This window comes from Halosubterraneus shenae, from assembly GCF_050510935.1.
Taxonomy (GTDB): domain Archaea; phylum Halobacteriota; class Halobacteria; order Halobacteriales; family Haloferacaceae; genus JBDGPU01.
This window is the reverse complement of sequence record NZ_JBNLVO010000005.1, coordinates 243,096-265,602: the sequence shown is the minus strand read 5'-3', so window position 1 is coordinate 265,602 and position 22,507 is coordinate 243,096. Positions and strand designations below refer to the sequence as shown.

Here is a 22,507-nt window from a genome sequence, read left to right as displayed (position 1 = left end):
CAGTAAGCGGTCACGGACGGGGGCAGTCGCCGGGGGCCGTTCACGGCGGCGTCGAACCGAACCGATCTCCGTCGCGTTTCTCAGCTAAGTCCTTCCGTAGACAGGCCGCCGTCTCCGGACAGAGGTCGGTGAACTCGTTCGTTTGCCGAATCGACTCGGGCACTGCGGTTCGCTCCGCGGGTTCGTAGCCGCGCTCGCGGAAGAACTCCGTCGCCGTCGTCGTCAGCAGAAACAGCGTCTCGACGCCCGTGGATCGTGCCTGTGCCTCGAGCGCGTCACAGATCGCCGTCCCGTAGCCCTCGCCGCGGTTCGCTTCCGTGACGACGACCGACCGGAGGAGGCCGACCGTCCCGTACCGCTCGACGCCGCCGAGGCCGACGAGATCGCCCTCGTCGATGACTCGATATATCGAATCGGCGTTCGCGCCGACGTCCGCCGCTGGCAGATCGTTCGCTCGCAGCAAGGATCTCACGTCGTCGAGGTCGCTCCCAGCTGCGGGTTCCAGCTGGACGGATCTCCCCGTCATTGCGGTCGTCCCGCCCCGGATGCGGAGCCGAATTTGGTGGTTCCAGGCAGCGGTCGGCGCGACCGATTCAGCATGGCTCCTCCGCGGGTCGCCGGCAGACCGTCACTCGGGCGTCGCCGACGTCGAACGCGAGCCGTCCGCACTGGTAGAAACACCGGATCAGCCCGGCGGCCTTGCGTGCGCCGAGGCCGAGGCTAGCGATCATGCCGACCGCCACGAGGCCGGTCACTGGGTTGGCGGCCATCCAGAGGACAGCTGGAATCGCCGCTATCATGACGTAGCTGAGGAGCACGCTGTCCCAGGTGGGCTGGTCGGGAGCGGAGCGTCGTCGTGGGTCACGGGTTGGGTCTCGCATTGGGGTGAGCGATGTGGGCTTCGAATGGTTCGATCGGTTCGGCCGGTTCGGCCGGTTCGGCCGGTTCGGAGCTCGCTATCTCGTTTCGTCGAGGACGCGCAGGAGCCGCTCCGCGCGCGGCGTGGCGCTGTAGTACCGCCAGCGCCCCTCCTTGCGACGGTCAACGAGGCCGCTGGTGAAGAGCCGGGAAAGCGCCTGGCTGACTGCGCCCTGACTCACGCCGAGTTCCGGCTCCAGGTCACAGACACAGACGCCGTCCTCTGCCTCGGCGATGAGCCGGAGCGCCTCGTATCGGGTGTCGTTGCCAAGCGTCGCAAGCGTTTCGACGTCCTCGGCGATCTCCGCGTTCGACAGCGAATGGTCGACCGAACAGCAGCGCTCGGACCGGGCGGCCTCCCCGTTCCCGGCGGTGTTCTCGGAAGACATCTTAGTATATGCTAATATAAGCAGTAGCTAATATAAAACTACCGCCGGGTGAGCACTTCGTGGTCGACGGTCGACGGGTTGGCCGATCCCATCCGCGACGAGTTCTCGCGGTCTCGCCGCGATGGCCACGCTCAAGAGCCAGCGGGAACCACACGCAGGTATGACCGTCCGACACCACAACCTCACTGTCGAGTGGCTCGGCTACGCGACGGCGCGCCTCGAGACGACCGACGGCACCGTCGCCTACACCGACCCCGGCCGCTACGGTGTCCTCGAGGACTACTGGGGGAAGGACGCGGACCTCGTCGTCGTCACGCACAACCACCACTACAGCACCGACGGCATCCGCTCGGTCGCCGGAAACGACGCGACGATCGTCGTCTACGAGGGGGTCGACGCGAGCGAGATCGACCGTGACGTCGACCCGGTTGACGAGCTCGCGCAGGAGTTCGAGGTCGTCCGCATCGGCGAGGAGGACCGCGTCACCGTCGGCGACGTGACCGTCTGGTCCGTCCCCGCGTACAACGACCCCGAGGGCCCGAACGCGCAGGACGGCGAGGTCGCGCACCCGCCCGGGCTCGGCGTCGGCTACCTGCTGTCGCTGTCGGGCACGACCGTCTTCTGGCAGGGTGACTCGGACGCGCTCGACGGCTTCGCGGAGCTGGACGTCTCGCTGTACCTCGCCAACATCGGCAACGGCGGCATCGTCTCCGACCGTCATCAGGCGGCCGACCTCGCGGAGAAGCTGGACCCCGACCTGGTCGTTCCGATCCATTACGACACCTTCGAGCAGCTCGAAGCGGACGACGACGCGTTCGCGGCCGACGTGGCCTCGCGGTCGATCCCCGTCGCGCTCGACCGGCGCTCGGCGAACCAGTAGCGGCGGCCTCCAACCTCCACGCTCAGCCGCCCCGTACCCCCGCCCTCCCACTTTATTTAAAAGGCGTCCAGCCGCGACTGCGATCCCTCGCCGCGCTCGAACGCGAGCAGCCGCCGCTTCGCCGCCGTCCCGCCCTGCGCCGAGAACCCGCCGAGCGAGTCGGCAGCGACGACGCGGTGACAGGGCACGACGACCGGCACGGGGTTCGCGCCGCACGCCTGCCCGACGGCCTGGCCCGCGCTGTCGAGGTCGGCGGCGAGGTCGCCGTAGGTGCGGGTTTCGCCGTACGGGATCGCCGTCATCGCCCGCATGATGTCGCCGCGGAAGCCGTCCGGGAAGTCCACGGCGACGTCGAACTCGCGTCGCTCGCCGGCCTCGTACTCGGCGAGCTGGCGACGGAGCTCCGGCTCGTCGACGTCGAGGAGGGCGCCGTCGATCACGTAGGCGTCGCCGAGGACGGTCGCCTGCACAGGTCGAGGGAGGCGGTCGTATTTTAAAGGGTTTGCGCGCGGCGCCGCCGGATGTCCGCAGAGTTACTCCGCGTCCGGCTGCTGCCCGTACGTCTCGAACTTCGCCTCGACGGTCGCGAGCTGCTCGTCGGTGAGCTCGTTCGGCTCGCCGAACCACGAGCTCTGGAGGTAGAGCCGGCAGAGGTCCTCGACGTGCCGCGTGTTCTCGATGGCCGTCTCCAGGTCGGGGCCGGTGACGACGAGCCCGTGGTTCTGGATGATCGCGGCGTCCGAATCGGCGTCCTCCATCGCGGCGACGACGTTGGCGGCGAGCTCCTCCGTGCCGAAGGGGGCGTAGTCGGCGACGGGAACCCGCCGGCCGACGGCGACGATCATGTAGTGGATCGGCGGGAGCGGCTGGTCGAGCACGCTCAGCGTCGTCGCCCACGGCGAGTGCGTGTGGACGATCGCGCCCGGTTCGTCGTGGCGGTAGATGCCGGTGTGCATCGGCACCTCGCTCGACGGGGCCATCTTCCCGGCCCGCTGCTCGCCGTGGAAGTCGACGACGGGGACGTCCTCGACGTCGAAGGCGTCGTAGGCGACGCCGGTGGGGGTGACGGCGAAGGCGTCGCCGCTGCGGACGCTCAGGTTCCCGGTTCGTCCCGGCGTGAGCGCGGCCAGCTCGGGTGCGTGCTCGACGACGGCTTCGCGTTCGGGGGTGAGAGTCACAGTACCACCTCCGTCAGGTCGCCGAACGTTTCTATCCGGTGGTCCGGTCGCTCGTGGCCCGCGAGCTCGCGGTCGGTGTCCGCGTTGAAGAGGACGGTGTCCATCCCGGCGGCGTTGCCGCCCTCGACGTCGCTCGTGACGGAGTTACCGACCATGATCGCCTCGCTCGGGCGCAGGTCGAGCTCGGCCAGCGGCGTCGTGAACATGATAGTGCTCGGCTTCTCCCGCCCCGTCTCCTCGGAGGTGAGCAGCAGGTCCACACGGTCGTCGATCCCGAGTGCCTCGAGCTTCCGGAGCTGTATCCGGGTCGTCAGGTTGGTGACGACGACGACGTCGAGCCCGGCGTCCTGGAACGCGTTGAGCGTCCCGCGGACGCCGTCGAACAGCTCCATCTCCGCGACGTAGCGGTCCCAGTAGGCCTCCCCGAGCGCGAGTGCGTCCCCGGCGTCGTGGACGTCGGCGTACAGGCGGAGTGCGCGCTTGAAGTAGAGGAACCGCCCGTGCGCGGACGCGGTGCCGGCGAGCTCGCGTTTGGTCTCCCGGCGGCTCTCCTGGTAGAGGGCCGCGAACTCCTCGCGGGAGAGGTCGTAGCCTAAGTCGAGAAACGTCTCGTAGGCGGCCCGCTTGCCGGCCTCGTTGCAGCGGTCGTAAGGGTACAGCGTGTCGTCGAGATCGAGGAAGACGGCCTCGTAGTCCATGCCGACACACTCTCCGCGACCGCTGAAACCTCTTTGGCCTTCAGTCGAGGAACCGTCGTGTCGGGCGGAGTGCTATTTCGGACGGCTGCCGCGACGGCGGGCTCGCTGTCACTACTCGTCGCTGGACAGGCTGTTTTGGAGTATGACGAAGCTTCCCTTTTAAATGGGGCAGTGCAGGCGTCAATCGGTCACGGACTCCGTCCGATACTCCGAAGTGTGCGTTTCCAGAACCGAGATCGCCTGGTCGACGAATGACGCCAATTTTTGTGCTGCATCGCGGTCGAGAGAAATCAGCACCCCTTCGCGGTCCTTTTCGGGAAAGTGGATGATGACGCCGTTCTCGTGGACTTCGGTCGTCGCCGTCGTGTCACCGAGCGGCGGATATTCTTCCCCGCGAAGGAACGCGCGTTTTTCTCGTGCGCGTTCGACCGCCTTCGGAACCGATTCCTCCAGTTGTTCCGTGGCCACGTCCTCCCGCACGTGGAGCGTTTCCCACCCATCGGCGTGATAATAGAACGCCGTCCGGTACGAGTCACCCGCTCGCTCCATCACGAACTGGTGTAAGGCCCGATGCCGATTCTCGACCATGTACAATCGAGCGAAGCGCTCCCACTTCCGATTTGGGGCAGTAGTTGGTTCTCGGGCCTGTAATGGTCGTTTTAACCGGTCTCTAACTGGAAACCAGCCGCGTCGCCAACGGCAGCTGCGACGGCGACGCCAACGACGTCGGTACTACCGGGTTACTCCTCGTCGAAGTCGATGGCGACCGAGTTGATACAGAACCGCTTGCCGGTCGGCTCGGGGCCGTCGTCGAAGATGTGGCCGAGGTGGGAGTCGCAGTTCGCGCACTTCACCTCGGTGCGGGTCATCCCGTGGCTCTTGTCGACCTCGCGGGTGATCGACTCCTCCTCGGCGGCGTAGAAGGCGGGCCAGCCGCAGCTGGAGTCGTACTTCGTCTCCGACTCGAAGAGGACGGTCCCGCAGGCGCCACAGCGGTAGACGCCCTCCTCGTCGTGGTCGACGTAGTCGCCGGAGAAGCGCGCCTCCGTGCCGCTCTCGCGCAGCACGCGGTACTCCTCGTCGGTCAGCTCCTCGCGCCACTCCGCGTCGGACTTCTCCGCCGGGCTCTCGACGGGTTCGCTGTCGCTCATACGCGTACTGGGGGTTGCGCGCGGAAACCGTTTCCGCCGGAAAAGGGGGTCGCTGGGTGCTGTCTCTTCCGCTACAGCACGCCCATGTCGTCGAGCCGCTCGGGCAGGTACGTGTCGGTCACGAAGTCGAGACCGCGGCTCGCGAGCGCCTGCTGTTCGGACTTCTTCCCGATGTCGAGCTGGAGCTCGATCTGCTCCTCCCAGTAGTCCGTCTGGAAGCGCGGGTCCTCTAGCTCGGATTCGAGGGCGTTGATGTCCGAGTCCCCGAGGGGGTCGCTCGGCAGGTCGTACTCCACGATGTCCTTCGGCTGGATGCCGACGAAGTCGGCTTTCGGCGTCGCGAGGTACTCGGACAGGTGGGCCGACTTGATCGACCCGTAGGCGACGGAGCCGTAGATCCGGTACGACCACGGGTCACCGTCTGTGAAGACCACCACGGGCAGGTCGAGCTCGTCGTGGAGGCGCTTCGTGATGCGGCGGGTCGCCCGCGCCGGCTGGCCTTTTAAGTGGACGACGAGGCAGTTGTACTCCTCGTCGAAGCCGTTCTCGACGAGGCGGTCGCGCATACCACCGGTCTCCACGGCCAGGACGAAGTCGATGTCGTGGTCGAGGAAGTCGATCATGTCCGGGTTGTTCGGGATCTGATAGCCGCCCTCCCCGACGTCCTCCTGGCAGTGGATCTCGCGCTCGCCGCGGCGGGTCTGCTCGCGCAGTTCGAGCGGGCCCATCAGCGTCGCGCCGGACTCCTCGGGTCGCATGTGGAAGTCCTCGCGGGTGACCCCGGAGACGATCTCGAGGTCCTCGACGAGCTGGTTCGACTCGTCCTGGCTGTTGAACTGGGCCTCCTCGTTGTCCCATGACTCCGAGAGGTAGTACAGCTCTCGCAGCGTCGACGAGCGCCCCTCCTCCAGCTGGTCGGAGAGGAACTCGATGGTGTAGACGGCCTTCAGCAGCTTCCGCGCGCCGCTGACGGAGTTGGCCGAGCGCTTGGAGGTGCGGTCGCCGTACACCCAGACGTTGCTGTCCTCGTCGAAGACGATGTTGCTCTTCGTCCGCGTCGGCAGTTCCATCTCGGGGATTTCGCCGCCGGCGAACTGGTCGTAAAAGTCCGCCGCCAGGTCGATCAGCTCCTCTCGGGCTTGGGCTTCGTTCTTGCTCATGTTAGGCGTCCACCGTGAGTCGTTCGTCCTCGACGCCGCTGACGCTCACGTCGCAGTCGGCGTCGGTCGATACCTCGTAGCTGAGTTCCGCCTCGTCGCCGGCGGAAACCGTCGGTTTCCACTGGATGAACCACTCGTCGTCCATGTCGACGACGGTGGCGCCGTCGCCGAGGCCGGTCGGCTCCTCGCTGACGATCTCGGTGACCTCGAGGTCAGCCGAGCGGTCCGAGTGGTTCTCGACGACCAGCTCGACCGCGTCGCCGTCGCGCTCGCGTTCGACGGTGACGTTGTTCATGATCCGGGCCATCGCGGAGTCGATGTTCGGGCGCTCCTCGCCGGCGACCTCGGCGACCTTGTCGGCCATCTCCGGAAGGATCCGGCCGAGTACGTCCTGCTTCTCCCGGCGCTTCTGCATCGACCGCCGCTTGTTGAGGAACGACTTCAGCTCGCGGGCCGCCTCCCGGATCGCGAGCTCGATCTCGTCTTCGATCTCCGGGATATTCGCGAGGGCGTCCTTCGACTCGCTCGTGAAGGGCACGTTCGTGGAGGCGACGTGGATGCTGATGACGACCGGCCCGTTCGGCGTGCCGCTCCCGCCGGGCTGGTCGAGCCCGTAGTTCCGCCAGCCGATCTGTTTGACCACGTCGGTCGTCGCACAGGCGCCGCGCTGGTAGACGAGCGGCACGCGGTTGGCGAACCGCAGGATCTCTGCTTTCCCGTCCTCGATCTCGCCGCCGTAGGCGATGCCGGCTTCGACGATGAAGGGGTCGCCGCCGTGGACCTCGGCGTCGCGCGTCGCGGCCGCGTAGAAGTCCGCGTCGTACTCCTTCTTCAGGCCGGCCTCGACGAGATCCTCGGTGATCGGCGCGAGACAGTCCGTCGGCGGCGCGAGGATGTCCGTCCGGCGCATGGCCTCCAGCAGGTCGGCTGCGGCGTCGCGGTCGGTTGCGACGTCGGCGACCTTCGGGACCTCGTCCGGGACGGTCTCCATCGTCGACCAGAGCGTCTCGACGACGTTCTCCTGGGCCGTATCGCCGAAGGTCGCGTCGTGCTGCTCGGCGACGTAGTCCGCGGCGTCGGCGACGAGTCGCTCCAGGTCGTCGTGAGAGATCCGGAACGCGACGCCCTCGAGCGCGGCGAAGCGGAACGCCAGCGCGTCGGCGACGGCCTGGACCGTCTCGTCGTCCTTCCGCGTGCTCGTCGCGTCGTCGACGACCGCGTACAGGTCGGGCGCGAGGCGCTCCTCGTCGACGTCGGGGACGTCGTCGCCGGCGGGATCGGCGGGCGCCTCGAAGCCGGCGATCTCGGCCCAGGCGGCCGCGGTCGCGTTCTCACGGACCGTCGCGCCGAACGTCTTGCCGGTGTCGTCCTCGACGGAGTCGGCGACGTTGTCGACGATCTCGCGCAGTTCGTGGTGGCTGACGTCCTCGTTGTTGCCGACGGTGTCGGCGACGTCGGTCGCGAACGCGTCCGTCGCGTCTGCGCCCTTGTTCGAGACGGCGCCGCGGATGGCCTCGGCGACGTCGGCGTCCTCGTGGGCCGCGGGCGGCGACCAGGCCATCTCGCGGCCGTAGTAGCGGTCGCGGAAGTGGTCGATGACGGAGTCCGCGGTCTTCCGACCGACGCGCGTGAACTCCTCCTGCATGAAGCCGGAGACGGAGTACGACTCCGTCGACTCCAGCATCTTGATCAGCGTCCCCAGCTCGACGCCGTGGGGGTGCGGCCGGATCTCCTCGGTCTCGTCCGGGAGCTGGTCGGTGGCGCGCTCGAACTTCATCGGCTCGTCGAGCCCCGGCTCGCGCAGCTCCAGGCGCGCGTGCGGGTTGACGACGGCCGTGCTCCGGATGTAGTCGTGGAGCTGGCTCCGGGCGCGCATGTTCCCCTCCATCTCGAGCTCGATGCGCGTGCCGTGGGGCCGGTCCCACGTCGTCTCCTCCTCGTACTTGATCTCCGGCTCGTTCTCGTCGGTGTCGATGATCAGCTCGAAGTACTGCGCCCGGTCCTGGCCGCGGGGCCGCGAGGTAACCTTCGCGGGCTGCCCGGAGGTGAGCTGCGAGTAGAGGACGGCCGCGGAGATCCCGATCCCCTGCTGCCCGCGCGACTGTTCGCGGGCGTGGAAGCGCGAGCCGTAGAGGAGCTTTCCGAACACTTTCGGCAGCTGTTCCTTGGTGATGCCCGGCCCGTTGTCCTCGATGGTGACCTGGTAGTAGTCCCCGGCCTCCTCGATCTCGACGTAGATGTCGGGGAGGACGCCGGCTTCCTCGGCCGCGTCGAGGGCGTTGTCCACCGCCTCCTTGACGGCGGTGACCATTCCTCGGGCGCCCGAGTCGAACCCGAGCATGTGCTTGTTTTTCTCGAAGAACTCGGCGATGGAGATCTGTCGCTGGCTCTCGGCCAGCTCCTCGGCGATCCCCTCCTCGTCGCCGATCGTCGACTGGAAGGACGTCATTCAGTGGGAGAACGTTACCCGTTATGGGCTTAAAACCCCTCCGCCAGCGGGGTGGAAGTGAAACGCCCGACGGCGTCGCCCCGTGGAGACGGCTGGAAGCGGTCGAAAACGGGCGATTTCGTCCATTCATTCGGACCGGGCCCCGGCCCGCAGCCACCATCGATAGCCCACAAACGCTGCCGCGATCGCGTGGTCGCCCCGCTGCGCGTTTCCGGCGTTGCGTCGCGATGAATTCGCTGGACAGCGAACGGTCAGTGTCGCTGTCGGCGGGACGACCCGGAATTGGCCGTGATTTTTACCCGTCAACCGGGTGTCGGTTGGGCTGAACCGCACGACGGACACCGAGCCGTCGCGGGAGACACACTATGAATTTCAAGGAATTCACTGGTCAGGTGCAGCACCGACTCGAAGCCGATTCGCAGGGACGGGCAGTCCGTGCGACCCGGGCCGTTCTCACCACGCTCGGTGACCGACTCGATGCGGGCGGCGCGTCCGACGTGGCGAGCCCGCTCCCGATGGAGATCGACCGCTACGTGGTCGAGGGCGACCACGGACAGCGCTTCGACTACCAGGAGTTCCTGGAACGGGTCGTCGAGCGAGCGAACAACGAGGACATCCCGTACAACTTCGGGAAATCGGGCGAGATGGAGATGGCCGACGCCGACTTCGCGTCCAAGGCTATCGTTGCGCTCGTCGTCGACCAGCTCCCCGCCGGGCAGGAGTCTCACCTCGAGGGCCAGCTCCCGGACGACTACGACGACCTCTTCGAGTTCGTCCACGCCGATCAGACTCCCTGGGAAGAGATCGAGTAGGGAGGCCGACACCGCGCCCATCGTCCCGCCATCCACCTCGCGTCCTTTTCGCTGGCAGACGTGGGTCGAGAGCCATCGACCGTCGGAAACGTGCTTTTAAGAACTGAGTCACTCAACGGGAAGCAATGAGTTCTCTGGGGACGATGTTGCTGGTGACGACCGTCGCCGGCGCGGCGACCGGTCTCGGCGCCCTGCCGGTCTTCTTCACCAGCCAGGTGACGCCCCGGGTGTACGACAGCGCGCTCGGGCTCGCCGCTGGGATGATGATCGCCGCGAGCGTCTTCGGGCTGATCATTCCGGGGATGGAGGACGGGACGCTGACCGCGGTCATGATCGGCGTCTTCATCGGCGGCTTCATGCTGCTCGTCGGCAACAGGGTGATCCCGCACGTCCACGCGCACGTCAAGGAGTGGCGCGCCGAGGGTGGCGCCGAGGGCGACGCCGATGCCAACACTGAAGCCGAAGCCGAATCGCCGGAGCTCGCGACCCGCGCACGGCGCGCCCTCCTCATCGGCGGGGCGATCACCCTCCACAACGCGCCCGAGGGCCTCGCCATCGGCGTCGCGTTCGCCGCCGGTATCGACGAGGTCGCGATGCTGCTCGCGGTGATCATCGGGCTCCAGAACGTCCCGGACGGCTTCGCCTTCGCGGTCCCGATGTCGGAGACCGGCATGTCGAGTCCGCGAGTCCTCCTCTACACGACCCTGTCCGGGCTTGTCCCCCAGGTGCTCGCCTCGCTGTTCGGGTTCTCGCTCGTCGCCGTCGCGACCGGCCTCTTCCCCGTCGCCGCCGGGTTCGCGGCCGGCGCGATGCTGGCGGTCGTCTTCCGGGAGATGATCCCCTCCGCCGTCGACCACCCGGACGCCGCGACCGCCTCGTTCCTCGTCGGGTTCGTCGTCCTGATCGTCGTCGACACCGTCGTGGTCGTCTGAGGCTCTCACGGTGCGCTCCCCACGCGTTCGACCGTCGGCATCCGCCGACCTCTCACCGTAGTCAGCAGATACCCTTTTCGCCCGGGGCGTCGTATGGTCCGCTATGCCTGAAAAAGTGCTCTTCAACTCGGAAAGCGACCAGTCTCGTGCGGAGATCGCCTCGTATCTCCGGACCGTTGCCGACAAGCTCGACGATGGCGGCGAGGTTACCCTGAAGGCTGGCAGCGAGTCCGTGACGCTAACCCCGCCATCCCGACCGACCTTCGAGGTGAAGGCCGAACGGGAAGGTCCGGCGGACGGGCCCGGGGAACTGAGCATAGAGTTCGAGCTCGAATGGGACGAGAACGCCGGCGAGGAGGCCGGCGAAAGCGGGACGCTGGAGATCGAGTAACTAGTCGAACGCTGCCCGTCGACCGCAGCGACGTTGATACCGGCTCCCGACCGCAGCGACGCTGATGCCGTTTTTTCACCGCGCTATGGCGACGCCGGCTCGATGACCCAGTGGTCCTCGCCCTGGTCGACGAGGACGGCGGGCTCGCGCAGTTTCGCGACGTAGCCCGTCGGCGACTGCTCCAGCGCGTGGTCGGCCTTCACCCGGACGAGATGGCCGTTGAACTGCGCGGATGGGGGCTTCTGGGCCGCACCGCAGTCGTAGATCGTGACGTGTTCGCCGCCGTCTTTGGCCTCGTAGACGATGACGTGGGCGTGTCGGGCGAGTTCGTACCGCCCCTCCGCGACCTCCGGGAGCTTCAGGGTCATCAGTCGGTTCCGTCTGAGTCGACGAACACGGCGTCGTCGTCCGGATCGATGATGTGGGAGAACTCGTCGTCACCGTTGTCGCCGTCGTCGCTGGCGTCGCTGGCGTCGCTGGCGTCGTCAGATCCGCTCGCATCGCTGGCGTCGGTCGCGTCGTTCGCCGTGGCCGTCCCGGCCGTGGTATCGACGTCTCCCGCGGGCGTCGATTCCGCTCCATCGTCCGAGTACGGGTCCCGCCCGGTCGCGGCCCTGGCGAACTTCTTGGCGGTCTCGCTGAGCCCGTGGCCGGCGAACTCGTCGACCTCGATACTGTCGCGGTCGACCCCCTCGAGGGGGTCGTCGCCGCCGTCGCTGCTGTCTCCGCCCTCGCCGCCGTCGCCGTCGCTCTCGCTCCCGTCGTCGTTCGCGGCAGCCTCGGCGGCCATCGACGCCCCGGACGCAGCGTCGGTCGGCGGTGCGGGCTCGCCGTTCCGCGTGATCATCGGATCCTCGTCCGGGTAGTCCAGTTCGCCCGGCGGGACGAACGCCTCCTCGACCTCGGCGACCATCTGGGCCACCTCGGGTTCCCCGAGTCGGTCGGCGTACGCCTCGCGGATGAGGGCCGGGATGGCGTACTCGTACTGCCCGCGGTCGGCGTGCCGGATGAGCCCCGACTTTCGAATCGGTCGGTGGCGCGCGTACGCGTGTTCCGCGTCGCCGTCGCCGCCGGCGTCAATGTGGGCCGCGATGGGCTCGCTGGCACCCTGGCGTCGATAGTGGCGGAGCATCGCGGTCGACATCTCCGGCAGTTCGGCCACGCGTTCCCGGAGTTCCTCGATGACGGCCGCTCGCGTCCCGAGCTCCATCTCGGCGTCGAAGCGGAGCGCCTCCTCGGCGACGTCCGCGCGCGTGACGGGGTCGACGTCGTCGCGGTCGGTGTCGGCGGCGTCGGAATCAGCGTCCGGAACATCCGGCGCGTCTTCGGCGCCGGACTCGTCGTCGGCACCGACGTCGACCGCGTCGTCAACATCGGCGTTGCCGGCGTCCGCGTCGGCCTCGGCATCGGCGTCGGCTGCGTCGCCGGTCCCGTCCGGGCTCGTGCCGTCCTCCGCACCGTCGTCGTACTGGTCCAGCGCGGCCTGGTCCTGTGAGGCGGGGCTCGCGGGCTGGCCGCCACTCCCGCCGCGATAGGGGGCCTCGGCGCGGCCGAGCAGGGCCTGCGCGAACTGGTCGGCCATGTTGCTCAGGTCGCGCGCGTCCTCCAGCTCCTGCTCGAGCTGGTTGATCCTCGCGCGCTTCTTGTCGAGTTCCTGCCGGAGGTCCGCCATCTCCGACTCGTGGCGTTCTTGCTCCTCGGAGATGGTCTCGAGCTCGTCGACGAGGTTGCCGGAGACGGACTTGAGCTCCGGGCGCTCGAAGTCGTCGAGGCCGGGCGTCGCGCCCGCGTCGAACGTCTGCTTGCGGTGGAACTGGATCCGGCGGATCGACTCGTCCCAGTCGGTCATCAGGAACGCCTCGCCGTCGTCCATGTCCTCGATGGCGTCGGCGTAGTCGGAGCCGAGGATGCGGCTGACGACCTTCGTGTCGTTGTCCCAGGTGAGCCGGTGCCAGCAGAGCCAGTCGCACTGGGTGATGAAGTCCTTCTTCACGTCGGCCGGGCGCTGGCTGATGCCGACGATGCCGAGCCCGTGTTTCCGCCCGCGCTTGCCGACCTTGATCAGCATCTTGCCCGTCTCGTCCATCCCGCCGCCCTCGGGGATGTACTCGTGACACTCCTCTAAGACGAGCAGGAACGGCTTCTTCATCTTCTTCTCCTTCGCGAAGAGGTGTTTCACCACCTCCAGCAGGAGCTCGTTGGCCGTGTCTTCCTCGAGGTACCCCGAGACGTCGAGAATGATCGGGACGTTCTGGTCCAGGGCGAGCGTCGCGATCTTCTCGGCGTGCTCGGGCGAGACGACGATGTCGCACTCCTCGTCGGCGCCGGCGTGGAGGATCTCGTACTCCTCCTTCAGCCCGTAGTACTCGCCGTCGGTGTCGACGATGAGCACCGGGAAGTTGTTGTCCAGCAGGTTCTCGATGATCACCGACGCCGTGTTCGACTTGCCCGAGCCCGACTTCCCCGTGACGAAGCCGCGGCCGGTGAGCAGCTCGACGACCGGCACGTCGACCGGATCGCCGGGCTCGGTGTCGGGGTCGCCGCCGACCCCCTCGCTCACGTCCGCGACGTGGATCGTCTCGTCGTCGCTCATCTACCCCAATCGTGCCGCCGGTGCCTCAAAGAGTTTCGCCCTGGGGTCCGGGCCGTCGGGCCGTCCGGCTGGAAGGGTTTAAACCCGAGACCGCACAAGCCACGCGCAGTGACGACCGACGCCGAGTGGATGGACTTCTTCGGCCATCCGGAGCCGTACCCCGAGCAGGCGGACGGCATCGACGCCGCCATCGACGCCGCCGCGGACGGCGGCTTCCTCGCGCTCGAAGGGGCCTGCGGGACGGGGAAGACGATGCTCGCGCTCACAGCCGGGCTCGACCGGGTCCGCGACCCTGACTCCGACTTCGAGCGCGTCCTGGTGCTCACGAGCGTCAAGCAGCAGCTCCGCCAGTTCGAGACCGATCTTGAAACGATCAACGCGAACCTGCCGGAGAACTACGAGCCGATCTCCGGCCTCACGCTCGTCGGCAAGGCCGACGTCTGCCCGTACGCCCGGGAGAACCGGGGCGGGGTCGACCGTGAGAACGTCTACGAGCGCTGCGAGGGCCTCCGCGAGCGCACCCGGAACCTCACGGGCGAGGACGGCCCGGCGACCGCCAGCCAGCTCGCCAGCGAGGCCCGGAGCCAGCAGGTCGGCATCGCTGATTCAGGCGCGGACGGCGGTGCCGATGGGGGCGGCGCGGCCGCCGCCAGCTACCTGAGCGTCGACGGCGAGCCGACGCCTTATAAACCCGACACCGAGGAGTACGGCGACACCGAGTACTGCCCGTTTTACGCCGGCTTCCTCGAGGACGTGCCCGACGAAGGCGACGCGACGGAGGCGGTCCCGTTCGACGTGACCGAACTCGGCCACGTCGACGACGACGAACTCGTCCAGCTCGCCGCCAGCCACGGCTCCTGCCCGCACTCCGTGATGGGCGCGCTGGTCCCGGAAGTCGAGGTCGTCATCGGGAACTACTACCACGCCTTCGATCCCGTGACGACCGGCTCGATGACCGGCGCGCTGCTGGACGACGCGACCTACGTCGTCTGCGACGAGGCACACATGCTCGAACCGCGCGTCCGCGACCTCGTCAGCGACGCCGTCGCCGACGCGAGCCTCCGCGACGCCGAGGCCGAACTGACGCGCGTCATCCAGCCGCTCAAGTTCGACGACGAGGGGAGCTACACGGACGACGCCGACCTCGTCCGGGGCGAGCTGGAGGACAGCAATGTGACGCTCGCCCAGCTCGAGGCCGTTCGCGACTTCTACGGCGACCTCCGCGAGGAGCTCGACCGCCGCGTGAAGGCTCACCTCAACCGCGAGCGCCCCGACTGGCGCGCCAACCTCGCCGACCTCGACGACGCCGAGCTCCCGCTCCGCGACCCCGACACCCCCCAGGAGGACGAGATCACCGAGTGGGCGATGGAGGCGGGCCACGGCGACGAGGTCTGGGCCCGCGCGGAGGCAGCCGGCGCCGTCGTCGAACGCGTGCTTAACGAGCTGGAGGGCGAGGACACCCAGCGCGCCGCGCCCGGCGTCGGGCGCACGATCAACGCCTGGTACCGCGAGGACCACGAGACGTTCTTCCGCTCCATCGAGCTCGACCGGACCTGGGACGAGACCGAACCCCCGGAGAGCTGGCGGCGCGCGTTCAACGCCCGCTTCTCGCTGGTCAACTGTCTGCCAAGCGAGGCTATCGGCCGCCGACTCGCCGAGTTCGGCGGCGGCGTCCTGATGAGCGCGACGCTCGAACCGATGGACGTCTTCCGCGAGGTGACTGGGCTCGACCACCTCGAGGACCAGGGCCGCCCGGTCGTGGACCGGACCTACGGGCTCGGGTTCCCGGAGGAGAACCGCGCGAGCTTCGCCGTCGACGCGCCGAAGTTCACCCACAGCAACCGCGGGCCGCCCGGGGAGTCGAACGAGACGCGGCTCGTCTACGTCGACTCGACGGCGGAGGTCGCGAAGCGGGACGGCAACGTCCTCGTGGGTATGCCCAACTACGCGGAGGCGGAATGGATGGCCGGCGAGCTCGACGACCGGCTCGACAAGCCGGTCCTCCTCGACGAGTCCAGCGGCGACCGCGAGACGCAGTCGCTGAAGGACGACTTCTTCGCGGGCGCGGACAAGGTGCTCGTGACGAGCCTCCGCGGCACGCTCACCGAGGGCGTCGACTACCGCGGCGACCGCCTCGCCGCCGCCGTCGTCTGCGGGGTCCCCATCATCAACACGGCCCAGCCCCGAACGCAGGCGGTCGTCGCGGCCTACGACCGCCAGTTCGGCGACGGCTTCGAGACGGCGCTAACGGTGCCCGCAGTCCGAAAAGCGCGGCAGGCGATTGGGCGCGTGATCCGCGGGCCGGAGGAACGCGGCGTCCGGGTGTTCCTCGACGGGCGCTACGCCCGCGACTCGTGGAACTCGGTGCGCTCACACCTCCCGGCACACGAGCGCGAGGAGTTCCAGCCGGTGAGCCCGGACATGCTCTCGTTCGCGCTCGACCGCTTTTAAAAGGCGACTAGCGATTCAGTCGATAACGTCGTACGACAGCACGATCCCGTCGTCCAGCTGTTCCGTCCCCGTCAGCTCCAGCTCCGAAAACTCGTCGACGAAGCCGTCGCCGTCGGCGAGCGTCGGCGCGTCGCGACCGCCGATGACCATCGAGCCGACGTACACCGAGAGCTCGTCGACGAGCCCGGCGTCGAACAGCGAGAAGATGAGTTCGCCGCCGCCCTCGACCATGAGCCGGTCGATCCCCCGGTCACTGAGCGCGTCCAGCCCGGCCGCGAGGTCGACGCGCTCCTCGCCGGCGACGATAACGTCAGCACCGGCGTCCGCGAGCGCCTCGCGGCGGTCCTCGTCGGTAGCCTCACTTATAAGCAGGAACGTCTCCGCGGCGTCGTCGAGGATGCGCGCGTCCGTCGGCGTCCGCCCCGTCGAGTCGGCGACGACGCGAGCGGGGTTGCCCGGGCGACCGTTCCGGAGCCGCTCGACGCGGCGGTCCTCCTCGTCGAGGGTGAGGTGCGGGTCGTCGGCGACGACGGTGCCGACGCCGACCATGATCGCGTCGACCGACGCCCGGAGGCGGTCGACCCGGTCGAAGTCCTCGGGCCCGGAGATGCGGAGTTGCTCGCGGCGGTGCGTCGCCAGCTTCCCGTCGACGCTCTGTGCCGCGTTGACGACGACGTGCATACGTCCACCTCCGCCGCCGCGGGGTTGGGCGTTTCGGTGCTCGAGGCTACCGCTCTCCGGGACGCCCGACGCCGGATCTCCCGCGCGACCGGCAGCGAGCAACCCTTTTGTGGAATGACGCCGAAACCCTGGTCGATGGAAATCGACAAGCATGCCGAGGAGCTTGCCTCCGCCCTCGGTGTTGACAAATCGGAGGTCAAAGCCGACCTGGAGAACCTGCTGGAGTACAGCGTGCCGCTGGACGAGGCCAAACAGAGCGTCCGCCGGAAACACGGCGGCGGTTCGGGCGGCTCGTCGCCGGAACCCGACTCCGTCGACGTCGCCGACGTGACGACCGAGCACAGCAACGTCACGGTCACCGTGAAGGCGCTCACGGTCGGGACGCGCACGATCCGGTACCAGGGTGAGGACATCCAGATCCGCGAGGGTGAACTCGCCGACGAGACCGGGCGCATCTCCTACACCGCCTGGCAGGACTTCGGCTTCGAGCCGGGCGACTCGCTCACCATCGGCAACGCGGGCGTCCGCGAGTGGGACGGCGAGCCGGAACTCAACCTCAACGAGTCGACGACCGTCGCCATCGCGGACGAGGACGTCGAGGTCCCCTACGACGTTGGCGGCGACCGCTCGCTCATCGACGTGAACGCGGGCGACCGCGGCCGCAACGTCGAGGTGCGTGTCCTCGAGACGGAGTCGAAGACGATCTCCGGTCGCGATGGTGAGACGGACATCGTCGAGGGCATCCTCGGCGACGAGACGGGCCGACTCCCCTTCACCGACTGGGATCCCCGCCCCGAACTCGAGGTCGGCGCCGACCTGCGGATCGAGGACGTTTACGTCCGCGAGTTCCGCGGCGTCCCCTCGATCAACCTCACGGAGTTCACGGAGGTTACCGCACTCGCGGAACCGGTTGACGTGAAGGAGGAGGCACCCGAGCTCTCCGTCGCCGAGGCGGTCGGCTCCGGGGGCAAGTTCGACGTCCAGGTCGAGGGCAACGTGCTGGAGGTCCGGGACGGCTCCGGGCTCATCGAGCGCTGTCCGGAGTGCGGGCGCGTCGTCCAGAACGGCCAGTGCCGGAGTCACGGCGAGGTCGACGGCGAGGACGACCTCCGCGTGAAGGCCATCCTCGACGACGGCACCGACACCGTCACCGTCGTCCTCGACGACGAGCTCACCGCCGAGATCTACGGCGGCGACGTCGACGACGCGCTCGACGCGGCGAAGGAAGCGATGGACAAGGAAGTCGTCGCCGACGCCATCCGTGAGAAACTCGTCGGCCACGCGTTCCGTGTGCGCGGGAACCTCTCCGTCGACGACTACGGTGCGAACCTCGACGCCGAGGAGTTCGAGCGCGCGACCAGCGACCCGACCGAGCAGGCTCGCGAGGTGCTCTCGACGATCGAAAAGGGCGACGGCGTCGACGTCGCCGCCGACGGTGGCGTTGCGGTCGACGACGACGGCGAGCCGCTCGCTGACAATGGCAAGCCGCTCGCTGACGACGGCGGGCCGCTCGCTGACAATGCTGCGGCCGAGGAGGTGGACCGATGAGCGACGACGGGCCCGGCACGCGGGAGGTCGCGTACCGCCTCTTCGCGTCCGAGTTCGACGACGCGACGCTGTCCTACTCCGAGAGCGACGAGGAGCGCGCGCCGAACTACGTCGTCACCCCGACCGGCCTCCGCGTGAACCGGCTGTTCGCGGTCGGCGTGCTCACCGAAGTCGAACGCGTCAACGACGACACGCGCCGCGGGCGCGTGGTCGACCCCACGGGCGCGTTCGTCACCTACGCGGGGCAGTACCAGCCCGACGAGCAGACGTTCCTCGAGCGGGCCGACCCTCCGATGTTCGTCTCGATCACGGGGAAGGCGCGCACCTTCGAACCCGAGGACTCGGACCGCGTGTTTACCTCCGTGCGCCCGGAGAGCCTCAACGAGGTCGACGCCGAGACCCGCGACCGCTGGACGGTCACGGCGGCCGAGGCGACGCTCGACCGCCTCGCGGTGTTCGCGAGGGCGCTCGATTCGGACCTCCGCGGCGACGACCTGCGTGCCGCGCTCGAAACCGGGGGTGCCCCCGCCGCGCTCGCGGCCGGCATCCCGAAGGCGCTCGACCACTACCGCACGTCGCCGGCGTACCTCGAAGCGATCCGGCGGATGGCCGTCGACGCGCTGGAGGTCGTCGCCGGCGACCGCGACGACGTGCGGACGCCGGACCTCGCGCCCGACGAGGGCGGGACCGCGGAACTCGGGCCGCTCCCCGAGACGGACGTCGTCGTCGACGAGACGGCCGTCGCCGAGTCCGAGCCGACAGTCGCCGGTGAGACGCCAGCGGCCGAGGCTGACGAAGCCGAGGACTCGAGTGGGAAGGGAGCAGAACCCGCGACGGCAACGGCCGAGACTGCAACCGAATCTGAGCCCGCATCGACGGAAGCGTCGCCAACGGAGCCGTCGTCGGCGGAAACTGCTGCGGAAAGCGCGGACGAGGGAACGTCGGCGACGGCATCCGCGGATACGACTTCGGCTGCGACGTCCCAGGCAACGTCGGAAGCGACGACCGAAACCGAATCGGGGGAAACGGAGGATCTTGAAGAGTTCGACGACGAGCTCGAAACCGATACCCAGGCCGACGAGACCGCGGAACCGGCGGGAACCTCAACCGACACCGCCGACGACCTCGGATCGTTCGACGACGAGTCCGAAACCGTCGACGAGAGCCCGTCGTCCGCCGAGTCGGTCGCCGAACCGGACGCCGAGAGCGGCTCGGAGATGGGCGCGGCGACGAATGAGGACGGTCCCGTCGCCGGCGACACCGCCGGCAGTGGGGGCACCGACGGCACCGACGGCACCGACACCGGCGGCATCGGTGCCGGGGCCGGCGACGACGAGGACATGTACGAACTGGACGAGGAGGAACGCGAGGAGATCGAGTCCGAGTTCGGCACGGACTTCTCGACCGGGACGGAGGTCGAGGAGCCCGGTGAGGCCGACATCGACGTGCCCGACCCCGAGGAGCTGGAGGAGCTGGAAGCCGACGAGGGCGCCGGGGCCGCTGACGGGGTCGAACCGGAGCCCGCGACGGGCGACGCCGAGGCCGCCGAGGAACCGGGGGCCGAGGAGCCGGAGGTCGAGGAATCCGAAGCCGAGACCGACGACGAGGCCGCGGCCGGAGACGTCGACCTGGAGGCCGCGGTCGTCGACACGATGAACGACCTCGACGACGGCGACGGGGCCGACCGTGAGGCCGTCGTCGCCGCGGTCGTCGACGAGTACGGCGTCGATCCGGGCGCGGTCGAGGACGCCATCCAGGACGCGCTGATGGGCGGGCAGTGTTACGAGCCCGGCGAGGGCACGCTGAAGGCCATCTGATGGCGCTGGTCGAGCCCGTCCCGGACGCCCCGGCGGCGGTCGCCGACCTCCCGGACGAACGCGCGCTCGTCGTCGCGGACTACCACGCCGGCATCGAGGTCGGCCTCCGCTACCAGCGCGGCGTCGAACTCGAGAGCAACGCGTCCGTCCGTCGCGAGCGACTGCTCTCGCTGCTTGAGGACACAGATGCGGACCGGCTGGTCGTTCTCGGCGACCTCGCGCACCGCATCGCTGCACCGGAGGGCGAGGAGCGCGACGAGCTGGAGGCCCTGATCGACGCCGTCACCGAGCGCGTTCCGTTCACGCTCGTCGTCGGGAACCACGACCCGGGCGTCGCGGAGGCGTTCGCCGACGACCTCGACGTCATCGGCTCCGGCGGCGGGCGTATTGGCGACGTCGGGTTCGTGCACGGCCACACCTGGCCGGACGCCGAGGTGCTGGGCGCCGACGTGGTCTGCATGGGCCACGAGCATCCCCAGGTCAAACTGGAGGACGCGGTCGGCGGCAGTCGGACGGAGCGCGCGTGGCTGCGCGGCCCCTTAAAAAGAGAGCCGTTCGTCGCCGAGGTCGGCCCGGACGTGAACGAGACGTGGAACGACCCGGAACTCGTCGTCTTCCCGGCGTTCAACGACCGCTCCGGCGGCACGTGGATCAACGTCGAGGGGCAGGAGTTCCTCGCGCCGTTCCTCCCGGATGCGCTCGCGGACGGCGACGCGTACCTGCTCGACGGGACGCGACTCGGGAACTATCGGCGCGTCTGAGCGGCCCGTTTTAAAAACTAGTCCGCGGCGCCGTCGCCGTCGTCCGCGCCCGCAGGCCTGTTGACGTCCTCGCCCGCGACGTCGACGACCTTTTTCCCGGTCGCCTTCGGGATCACGTCGCGCTCGGCGCCCTCCCACTCCTGGTCGAGCTCCTCGCCGTCAAAGAGGCGGTCGAGGAACACGGCGAGCCCGGCGACCTCGGAGTGCGGCTGGTTCGTGACGCCGACGTTGAAGTCGGCCTCCTCGTAGAGGTCCCACGGCACCTTCTCGCCGCCGACGACGATCAGGACCGGCTCCTCGGTGCTTGCCTCGCGCACGTCGCCCTCGACGTCCTGGACCGGGAGGCCGTACATCGTGAGGTGGACGACGGTGCCCTCCCAGTCGCGGACGATCGCCGACTGGTCCTCGCGGAGTTCGACCGCGAACGGCCCGCCGAAGCGGCCGGTGATGTCGCGAACGGTCTCGGCAGGCTGGGTCGCGTTGTCCGGGAAAATAGCCCGGTCAGCGCCCAGCGCGCGCGCCGTCAGGCCGACGTGGGTCGTCATGCGGTCGTCGCGGCCCGGTCGGTGTCCGTACCGGAGCACGGCGACCTCGTGGTCAGTTTGCATACGCTCCCTACGGCCAGCGCGGGTTAGGAGCTTTCGACACGGTAGTCGCGGTGATCGCGTCCGGTACACGAGTATCGGCCCGCTCGCCCGACACCAGAACGCACTTGCGACCCCGCGGAAAGTGGTGCACATGGAACTCTCCGACGCACGCGTGCTGATCACCGGCGGGGCGGGGCTCGTCGGGAGCCACCTCGCAGCCGAACTGGTCGAGGACGCCGAGCTCGTCCGCGTCGCCGACGACCTCTCGAAGGGCGACCGCGAGCGAGTGCCCGACGGCGCCGAGTTCGTCGAGGCCGACATGACCGATCCCGCCGACGTCGCCGACGCGATCACCGGAGACCTCGACGTCGTCTTCCACTTCGCGGCGTACACCGACACGAACTACGACGACGACCGCGAGCTGTTCGAGGAGAACACGGAGATGACGTACAACGTCCTCGAGCGGATGGACGAGGTCGGCGTCGACAACCTCGCGTTCACCTCCTCCTCGACGGTGTACGGCGAGGCTCCGCGCCCGACGCCGGAGGATTACGCCCCCCTCGAGCCGATCAGCATCTACGGCTCCTCGAAGCTCGCCGACGAGGCGCTGCTGTCGACGTACGCGCACTCGTACGAATTCACCGTCTGGTGCTTCCGCTTCGCCAATATCGTCGGCCCGCACCAGCGCGGCAACGTCGTCCCGGACTTCATCGAGAAGCTCGTCGACGACCCGGCGACGCTGACGATCCTCGGCGACGGGCGCCAGGAGAAGTCGTACATGCACGTCACGGACTGCGTCGATGCCATCCGCCACGTCGTCGAGCACGCCGAAGACGACCTCAACACCTACAACCTCGGCACGCGCACGACCACGTCGGTCACGGCCATCGCCGACATCGTGAGCGACGAGCTCGGGCTCGATCCCGAGTACGAGTACACCGGCGGCGACCGCGGCTGGACCGGCGACGTGCCGAAGATGCGGCTCTCCATCGAGAAGCTCTCGGCGCTCGGCTGGGAGCCGTCGCGCTCGAGCCACGAGGCCGTCGAGCGCGCGACGCGGCAGCTCATTGCCGAGATCGCGCCCGAGTACGCGGACTGATCCGACTCGTTG

23 protein-coding genes are annotated in these 22,507 nt (G+C 68.6%); 9 read left to right on the top strand and 14 right to left on the bottom strand.

The window, feature by feature from the left end:
* Nucleotides 1-40 precede the first annotated feature (40 nt).
* From arsN2 to ACQE3M_RS12845, 3 genes are all read right to left on the bottom strand, one after another.
* Complete coding sequence (gene arsN2 / locus ACQE3M_RS12855; protein WP_430506024.1) at nt 41-526, bottom strand: arsenic resistance N-acetyltransferase ArsN2; 486 nt, start codon at nt 524-526, stop codon at nt 41-43.
* 67 nt (nt 527-593) lie between these two features.
* The gene (locus ACQE3M_RS12850; RefSeq protein WP_430506023.1) at nt 594-881 is read right to left on the bottom strand and encodes a hypothetical protein; all 288 of its coding nucleotides are present in this window, start codon (nt 879-881) and stop codon (nt 594-596) included.
* A 75-nt stretch (nt 882-956) separates the two neighbouring features.
* The gene (locus ACQE3M_RS12845) at nt 957-1,307 is read right to left on the bottom strand and encodes an ArsR/SmtB family transcription factor (RefSeq protein ID WP_430506022.1); all 351 of its coding nucleotides are present in this window, start codon (nt 1,305-1,307) and stop codon (nt 957-959) included.
* 160 nt (nt 1,308-1,467) lie between these two features.
* On the opposite strand from ACQE3M_RS12845, the gene ACQE3M_RS12840 reads away from it, so the two are divergent.
* Nucleotides 1,468-2,187 (top strand): MBL fold metallo-hydrolase, encoded by a 720-nt coding sequence (locus ACQE3M_RS12840; RefSeq protein WP_430506021.1) that lies wholly within the window; start codon nt 1,468-1,470, stop codon nt 2,185-2,187.
* Between the two features lie 56 nt (nt 2,188-2,243).
* Here the strand turns inward: ACQE3M_RS12840 and ACQE3M_RS12835 are convergent, their stop codons facing one another.
* From ACQE3M_RS12835 to ACQE3M_RS12805, 7 genes are all read right to left on the bottom strand, one after another.
* Entirely contained in the window at nt 2,244-2,657 is a 414-nt protein-coding gene (locus ACQE3M_RS12835) for a methylated-DNA--[protein]-cysteine S-methyltransferase (protein ID WP_430506020.1), read from the bottom strand.
* Nucleotides 2,658-2,720: 63 nt separating this feature from the next.
* Nucleotides 2,721-3,365 carry a class II aldolase/adducin family protein gene (locus ACQE3M_RS12830; RefSeq protein ID WP_430506019.1) on the bottom strand — a complete coding sequence of 215 codons (645 nt, stop codon included), beginning with the start codon at nt 3,363-3,365 and terminating at the stop codon, nt 2,721-2,723.
* The gene (locus ACQE3M_RS12825; RefSeq protein ID WP_430506018.1) at nt 3,362-4,063 is read right to left on the bottom strand and encodes an HAD family hydrolase; all 702 of its coding nucleotides are present in this window, start codon (nt 4,061-4,063) and stop codon (nt 3,362-3,364) included. Before ACQE3M_RS12825 ends, ACQE3M_RS12830 begins: the two co-directional genes overlap by 4 nt.
* A gap of 180 nt (nt 4,064-4,243) precedes the next feature.
* The gene (locus ACQE3M_RS12820; RefSeq protein WP_430506017.1) at nt 4,244-4,651 is read right to left on the bottom strand and encodes a DUF7522 family protein; all 408 of its coding nucleotides are present in this window, start codon (nt 4,649-4,651) and stop codon (nt 4,244-4,246) included.
* Nucleotides 4,652-4,803: 152 nt separating this feature from the next.
* Nucleotides 4,804-5,214 carry a peptide-methionine (R)-S-oxide reductase MsrB gene (msrB, locus tag ACQE3M_RS12815; RefSeq protein WP_430506016.1) on the bottom strand — a complete coding sequence of 137 codons (411 nt, stop codon included), beginning with the start codon at nt 5,212-5,214 and terminating at the stop codon, nt 4,804-4,806.
* Nucleotides 5,215-5,285: 71 nt separating this feature from the next.
* Nucleotides 5,286-6,374: a DNA topoisomerase IV subunit A gene (locus ACQE3M_RS12810; RefSeq protein WP_430506015.1), complete on the bottom strand. Its 1,089-nt coding sequence runs from the start codon at nt 6,372-6,374 to the stop codon at nt 5,286-5,288.
* Nucleotide 6,375: 1 nt separating this feature from the next.
* Nucleotides 6,376-8,823: a DNA topoisomerase VI subunit B gene (locus ACQE3M_RS12805; RefSeq protein WP_430506014.1), complete on the bottom strand. Its 2,448-nt coding sequence runs from the start codon at nt 8,821-8,823 to the stop codon at nt 6,376-6,378.
* A gap of 365 nt (nt 8,824-9,188) precedes the next feature.
* Here ACQE3M_RS12805 and ACQE3M_RS12800 point away from each other — a divergent pair, with 365 nt between their 5' ends.
* The 3 genes from ACQE3M_RS12800 (at nt 9,189) to ACQE3M_RS12790 (ending at nt 10,958) form a co-directional block, all read left to right on the top strand.
* On the top strand, nt 9,189-9,635 hold the full coding sequence (locus ACQE3M_RS12800; RefSeq protein ID WP_430506013.1) for a DUF2267 domain-containing protein: 447 nt from the start codon (nt 9,189-9,191) through the stop codon (nt 9,633-9,635).
* Nucleotides 9,636-9,760: 125 nt separating this feature from the next.
* Nucleotides 9,761-10,567: a ZIP family metal transporter gene (locus ACQE3M_RS12795; RefSeq protein ID WP_430506012.1), complete on the top strand. Its 807-nt coding sequence runs from the start codon at nt 9,761-9,763 to the stop codon at nt 10,565-10,567.
* 103 nt (nt 10,568-10,670) lie between these two features.
* Nucleotides 10,671-10,958 carry an amphi-Trp domain-containing protein gene (locus ACQE3M_RS12790; RefSeq protein WP_430506011.1) on the top strand — a complete coding sequence of 96 codons (288 nt, stop codon included), beginning with the start codon at nt 10,671-10,673 and terminating at the stop codon, nt 10,956-10,958.
* A gap of 83 nt (nt 10,959-11,041) precedes the next feature.
* Here ACQE3M_RS12790 and ACQE3M_RS12785 read toward each other — a convergent pair whose 3' ends face one another.
* Together ACQE3M_RS12785 and ACQE3M_RS12780 are read right to left on the bottom strand one after the other, a co-directional pair.
* Nucleotides 11,042-11,326 carry a hypothetical protein gene (locus tag ACQE3M_RS12785; protein WP_430506010.1) on the bottom strand — a complete coding sequence of 95 codons (285 nt, stop codon included), beginning with the start codon at nt 11,324-11,326 and terminating at the stop codon, nt 11,042-11,044.
* Complete coding sequence (locus tag ACQE3M_RS12780; RefSeq protein WP_430506009.1) at nt 11,326-13,551, bottom strand: ATP-binding protein; 2,226 nt, start codon at nt 13,549-13,551, stop codon at nt 11,326-11,328. Before ACQE3M_RS12780 ends, ACQE3M_RS12785 begins: the two co-directional genes overlap by 1 nt.
* Nucleotides 13,552-13,680: 129 nt before the next feature.
* Here ACQE3M_RS12780 and ACQE3M_RS12775 point away from each other — a divergent pair, with 129 nt between their 5' ends.
* Nucleotides 13,681-16,002, top strand: coding sequence for an ATP-dependent DNA helicase (locus tag ACQE3M_RS12775; RefSeq protein ID WP_430506143.1), 2,322 nt, complete (start codon nt 13,681-13,683; stop codon nt 16,000-16,002).
* Nucleotides 16,003-16,017: 15 nt separating this feature from the next.
* On the opposite strand, the gene ACQE3M_RS12770 is transcribed toward ACQE3M_RS12775, so the two are convergent.
* Nucleotides 16,018-16,683 carry a 2,5-diamino-6-(ribosylamino)-4(3H)-pyrimidinone 5'-phosphate reductase gene (locus ACQE3M_RS12770; RefSeq protein ID WP_430506008.1) on the bottom strand — a complete coding sequence of 222 codons (666 nt, stop codon included), beginning with the start codon at nt 16,681-16,683 and terminating at the stop codon, nt 16,018-16,020.
* Nucleotides 16,684-16,818: 135 nt separating this feature from the next.
* Here ACQE3M_RS12770 and ACQE3M_RS12765 point away from each other — a divergent pair, with 135 nt between their 5' ends.
* Genes ACQE3M_RS12765 through ACQE3M_RS12755 form a run of 3 tightly spaced genes read left to right on the top strand, consistent with a single transcriptional unit; the run spans nt 16,819 to nt 20,809 of the window.
* The gene (locus ACQE3M_RS12765; protein WP_430506007.1) at nt 16,819-18,231 is read left to right on the top strand and encodes a Single-stranded DNA binding protein; all 1,413 of its coding nucleotides are present in this window, start codon (nt 16,819-16,821) and stop codon (nt 18,229-18,231) included.
* A complete protein-coding gene (locus ACQE3M_RS12760; protein WP_430506006.1) occupies nt 18,228-20,048 on the top strand; it encodes an RPA family protein in 1,821 nt (606 codons plus the stop codon). The genes ACQE3M_RS12765 and ACQE3M_RS12760 overlap by 4 nt, the downstream gene beginning before the upstream one ends.
* Entirely contained in the window at nt 20,048-20,809 is a 762-nt protein-coding gene (locus tag ACQE3M_RS12755) for a metallophosphoesterase (protein WP_430506005.1), read from the top strand. The genes ACQE3M_RS12760 and ACQE3M_RS12755 overlap by 1 nt, the downstream gene beginning before the upstream one ends.
* A gap of 17 nt (nt 20,810-20,826) precedes the next feature.
* Here ACQE3M_RS12755 and ACQE3M_RS12750 read toward each other — a convergent pair whose 3' ends face one another.
* A complete protein-coding gene (locus ACQE3M_RS12750) occupies nt 20,827-21,417 on the bottom strand; it encodes a tRNA (cytidine(56)-2'-O)-methyltransferase (RefSeq protein WP_430506004.1) in 591 nt (196 codons plus the stop codon).
* 124 nt (nt 21,418-21,541) lie between these two features.
* On the opposite strand from ACQE3M_RS12750, the gene ACQE3M_RS12745 reads away from it, so the two are divergent.
* Nucleotides 21,542-22,495 carry an NAD-dependent epimerase/dehydratase family protein gene (locus ACQE3M_RS12745; RefSeq protein WP_430506003.1) on the top strand — a complete coding sequence of 318 codons (954 nt, stop codon included), beginning with the start codon at nt 21,542-21,544 and terminating at the stop codon, nt 22,493-22,495.
* The last annotated feature ends 12 nt before the right edge of the window (nt 22,496-22,507 follow it).

What these genes read in the sequence shown, in the direction of transcription:
- arsN2 (WP_430506024.1), bottom strand. Translation starts at nt 526, where the DNA reads ATGACGGGGAGATCCGTCCAGCTGGAACCCGCAGCTGGGAGCGACCTC.
- ACQE3M_RS12850 (WP_430506023.1), bottom strand. Translation starts at nt 881, where the DNA reads ATGCGAGACCCAACCCGTGACCCACGACGACGCTCCGCTCCCGACCAG.
- ACQE3M_RS12845 (WP_430506022.1), bottom strand. Translation starts at nt 1,307, where the DNA reads ATGTCTTCCGAGAACACCGCCGGGAACGGGGAGGCCGCCCGGTCCGAG.
- ACQE3M_RS12840 (WP_430506021.1), top strand. Translation starts at nt 1,468, where the DNA reads ATGACCGTCCGACACCACAACCTCACTGTCGAGTGGCTCGGCTACGCG.
- ACQE3M_RS12825 (WP_430506018.1), bottom strand. Translation starts at nt 4,063, where the DNA reads ATGGACTACGAGGCCGTCTTCCTCGATCTCGACGACACGCTGTACCCT.
- ACQE3M_RS12820 (WP_430506017.1), bottom strand. Translation starts at nt 4,651, where the DNA reads ATGGTCGAGAATCGGCATCGGGCCTTACACCAGTTCGTGATGGAGCGA.
- msrB (WP_430506016.1), bottom strand. Translation starts at nt 5,214, where the DNA reads ATGAGCGACAGCGAACCCGTCGAGAGCCCGGCGGAGAAGTCCGACGCG.
- ACQE3M_RS12810 (WP_430506015.1), bottom strand. Translation starts at nt 6,374, where the DNA reads ATGAGCAAGAACGAAGCCCAAGCCCGAGAGGAGCTGATCGACCTGGCG.
- ACQE3M_RS12805 (WP_430506014.1), bottom strand. Translation starts at nt 8,823, where the DNA reads ATGACGTCCTTCCAGTCGACGATCGGCGACGAGGAGGGGATCGCCGAG.
- ACQE3M_RS12800 (WP_430506013.1), top strand. Translation starts at nt 9,189, where the DNA reads ATGAATTTCAAGGAATTCACTGGTCAGGTGCAGCACCGACTCGAAGCC.
- ACQE3M_RS12795 (WP_430506012.1), top strand. Translation starts at nt 9,761, where the DNA reads ATGAGTTCTCTGGGGACGATGTTGCTGGTGACGACCGTCGCCGGCGCG.
- ACQE3M_RS12790 (WP_430506011.1), top strand. Translation starts at nt 10,671, where the DNA reads ATGCCTGAAAAAGTGCTCTTCAACTCGGAAAGCGACCAGTCTCGTGCG.
- ACQE3M_RS12785 (WP_430506010.1), bottom strand. Translation starts at nt 11,326, where the DNA reads ATGACCCTGAAGCTCCCGGAGGTCGCGGAGGGGCGGTACGAACTCGCC.
- ACQE3M_RS12780 (WP_430506009.1), bottom strand. Translation starts at nt 13,551, where the DNA reads ATGAGCGACGACGAGACGATCCACGTCGCGGACGTGAGCGAGGGGGTC.
- ACQE3M_RS12775 (WP_430506143.1), top strand. Translation starts at nt 13,681, where the DNA reads ATGGACTTCTTCGGCCATCCGGAGCCGTACCCCGAGCAGGCGGACGGC.
- ACQE3M_RS12770 (WP_430506008.1), bottom strand. Translation starts at nt 16,683, where the DNA reads ATGCACGTCGTCGTCAACGCGGCACAGAGCGTCGACGGGAAGCTGGCG.
- ACQE3M_RS12765 (WP_430506007.1), top strand. Translation starts at nt 16,819, where the DNA reads ATGGAAATCGACAAGCATGCCGAGGAGCTTGCCTCCGCCCTCGGTGTT.
- ACQE3M_RS12760 (WP_430506006.1), top strand. Translation starts at nt 18,228, where the DNA reads ATGAGCGACGACGGGCCCGGCACGCGGGAGGTCGCGTACCGCCTCTTC.
- ACQE3M_RS12755 (WP_430506005.1), top strand. Translation starts at nt 20,048, where the DNA reads ATGGCGCTGGTCGAGCCCGTCCCGGACGCCCCGGCGGCGGTCGCCGAC.
- ACQE3M_RS12750 (WP_430506004.1), bottom strand. Translation starts at nt 21,417, where the DNA reads ATGCAAACTGACCACGAGGTCGCCGTGCTCCGGTACGGACACCGACCG.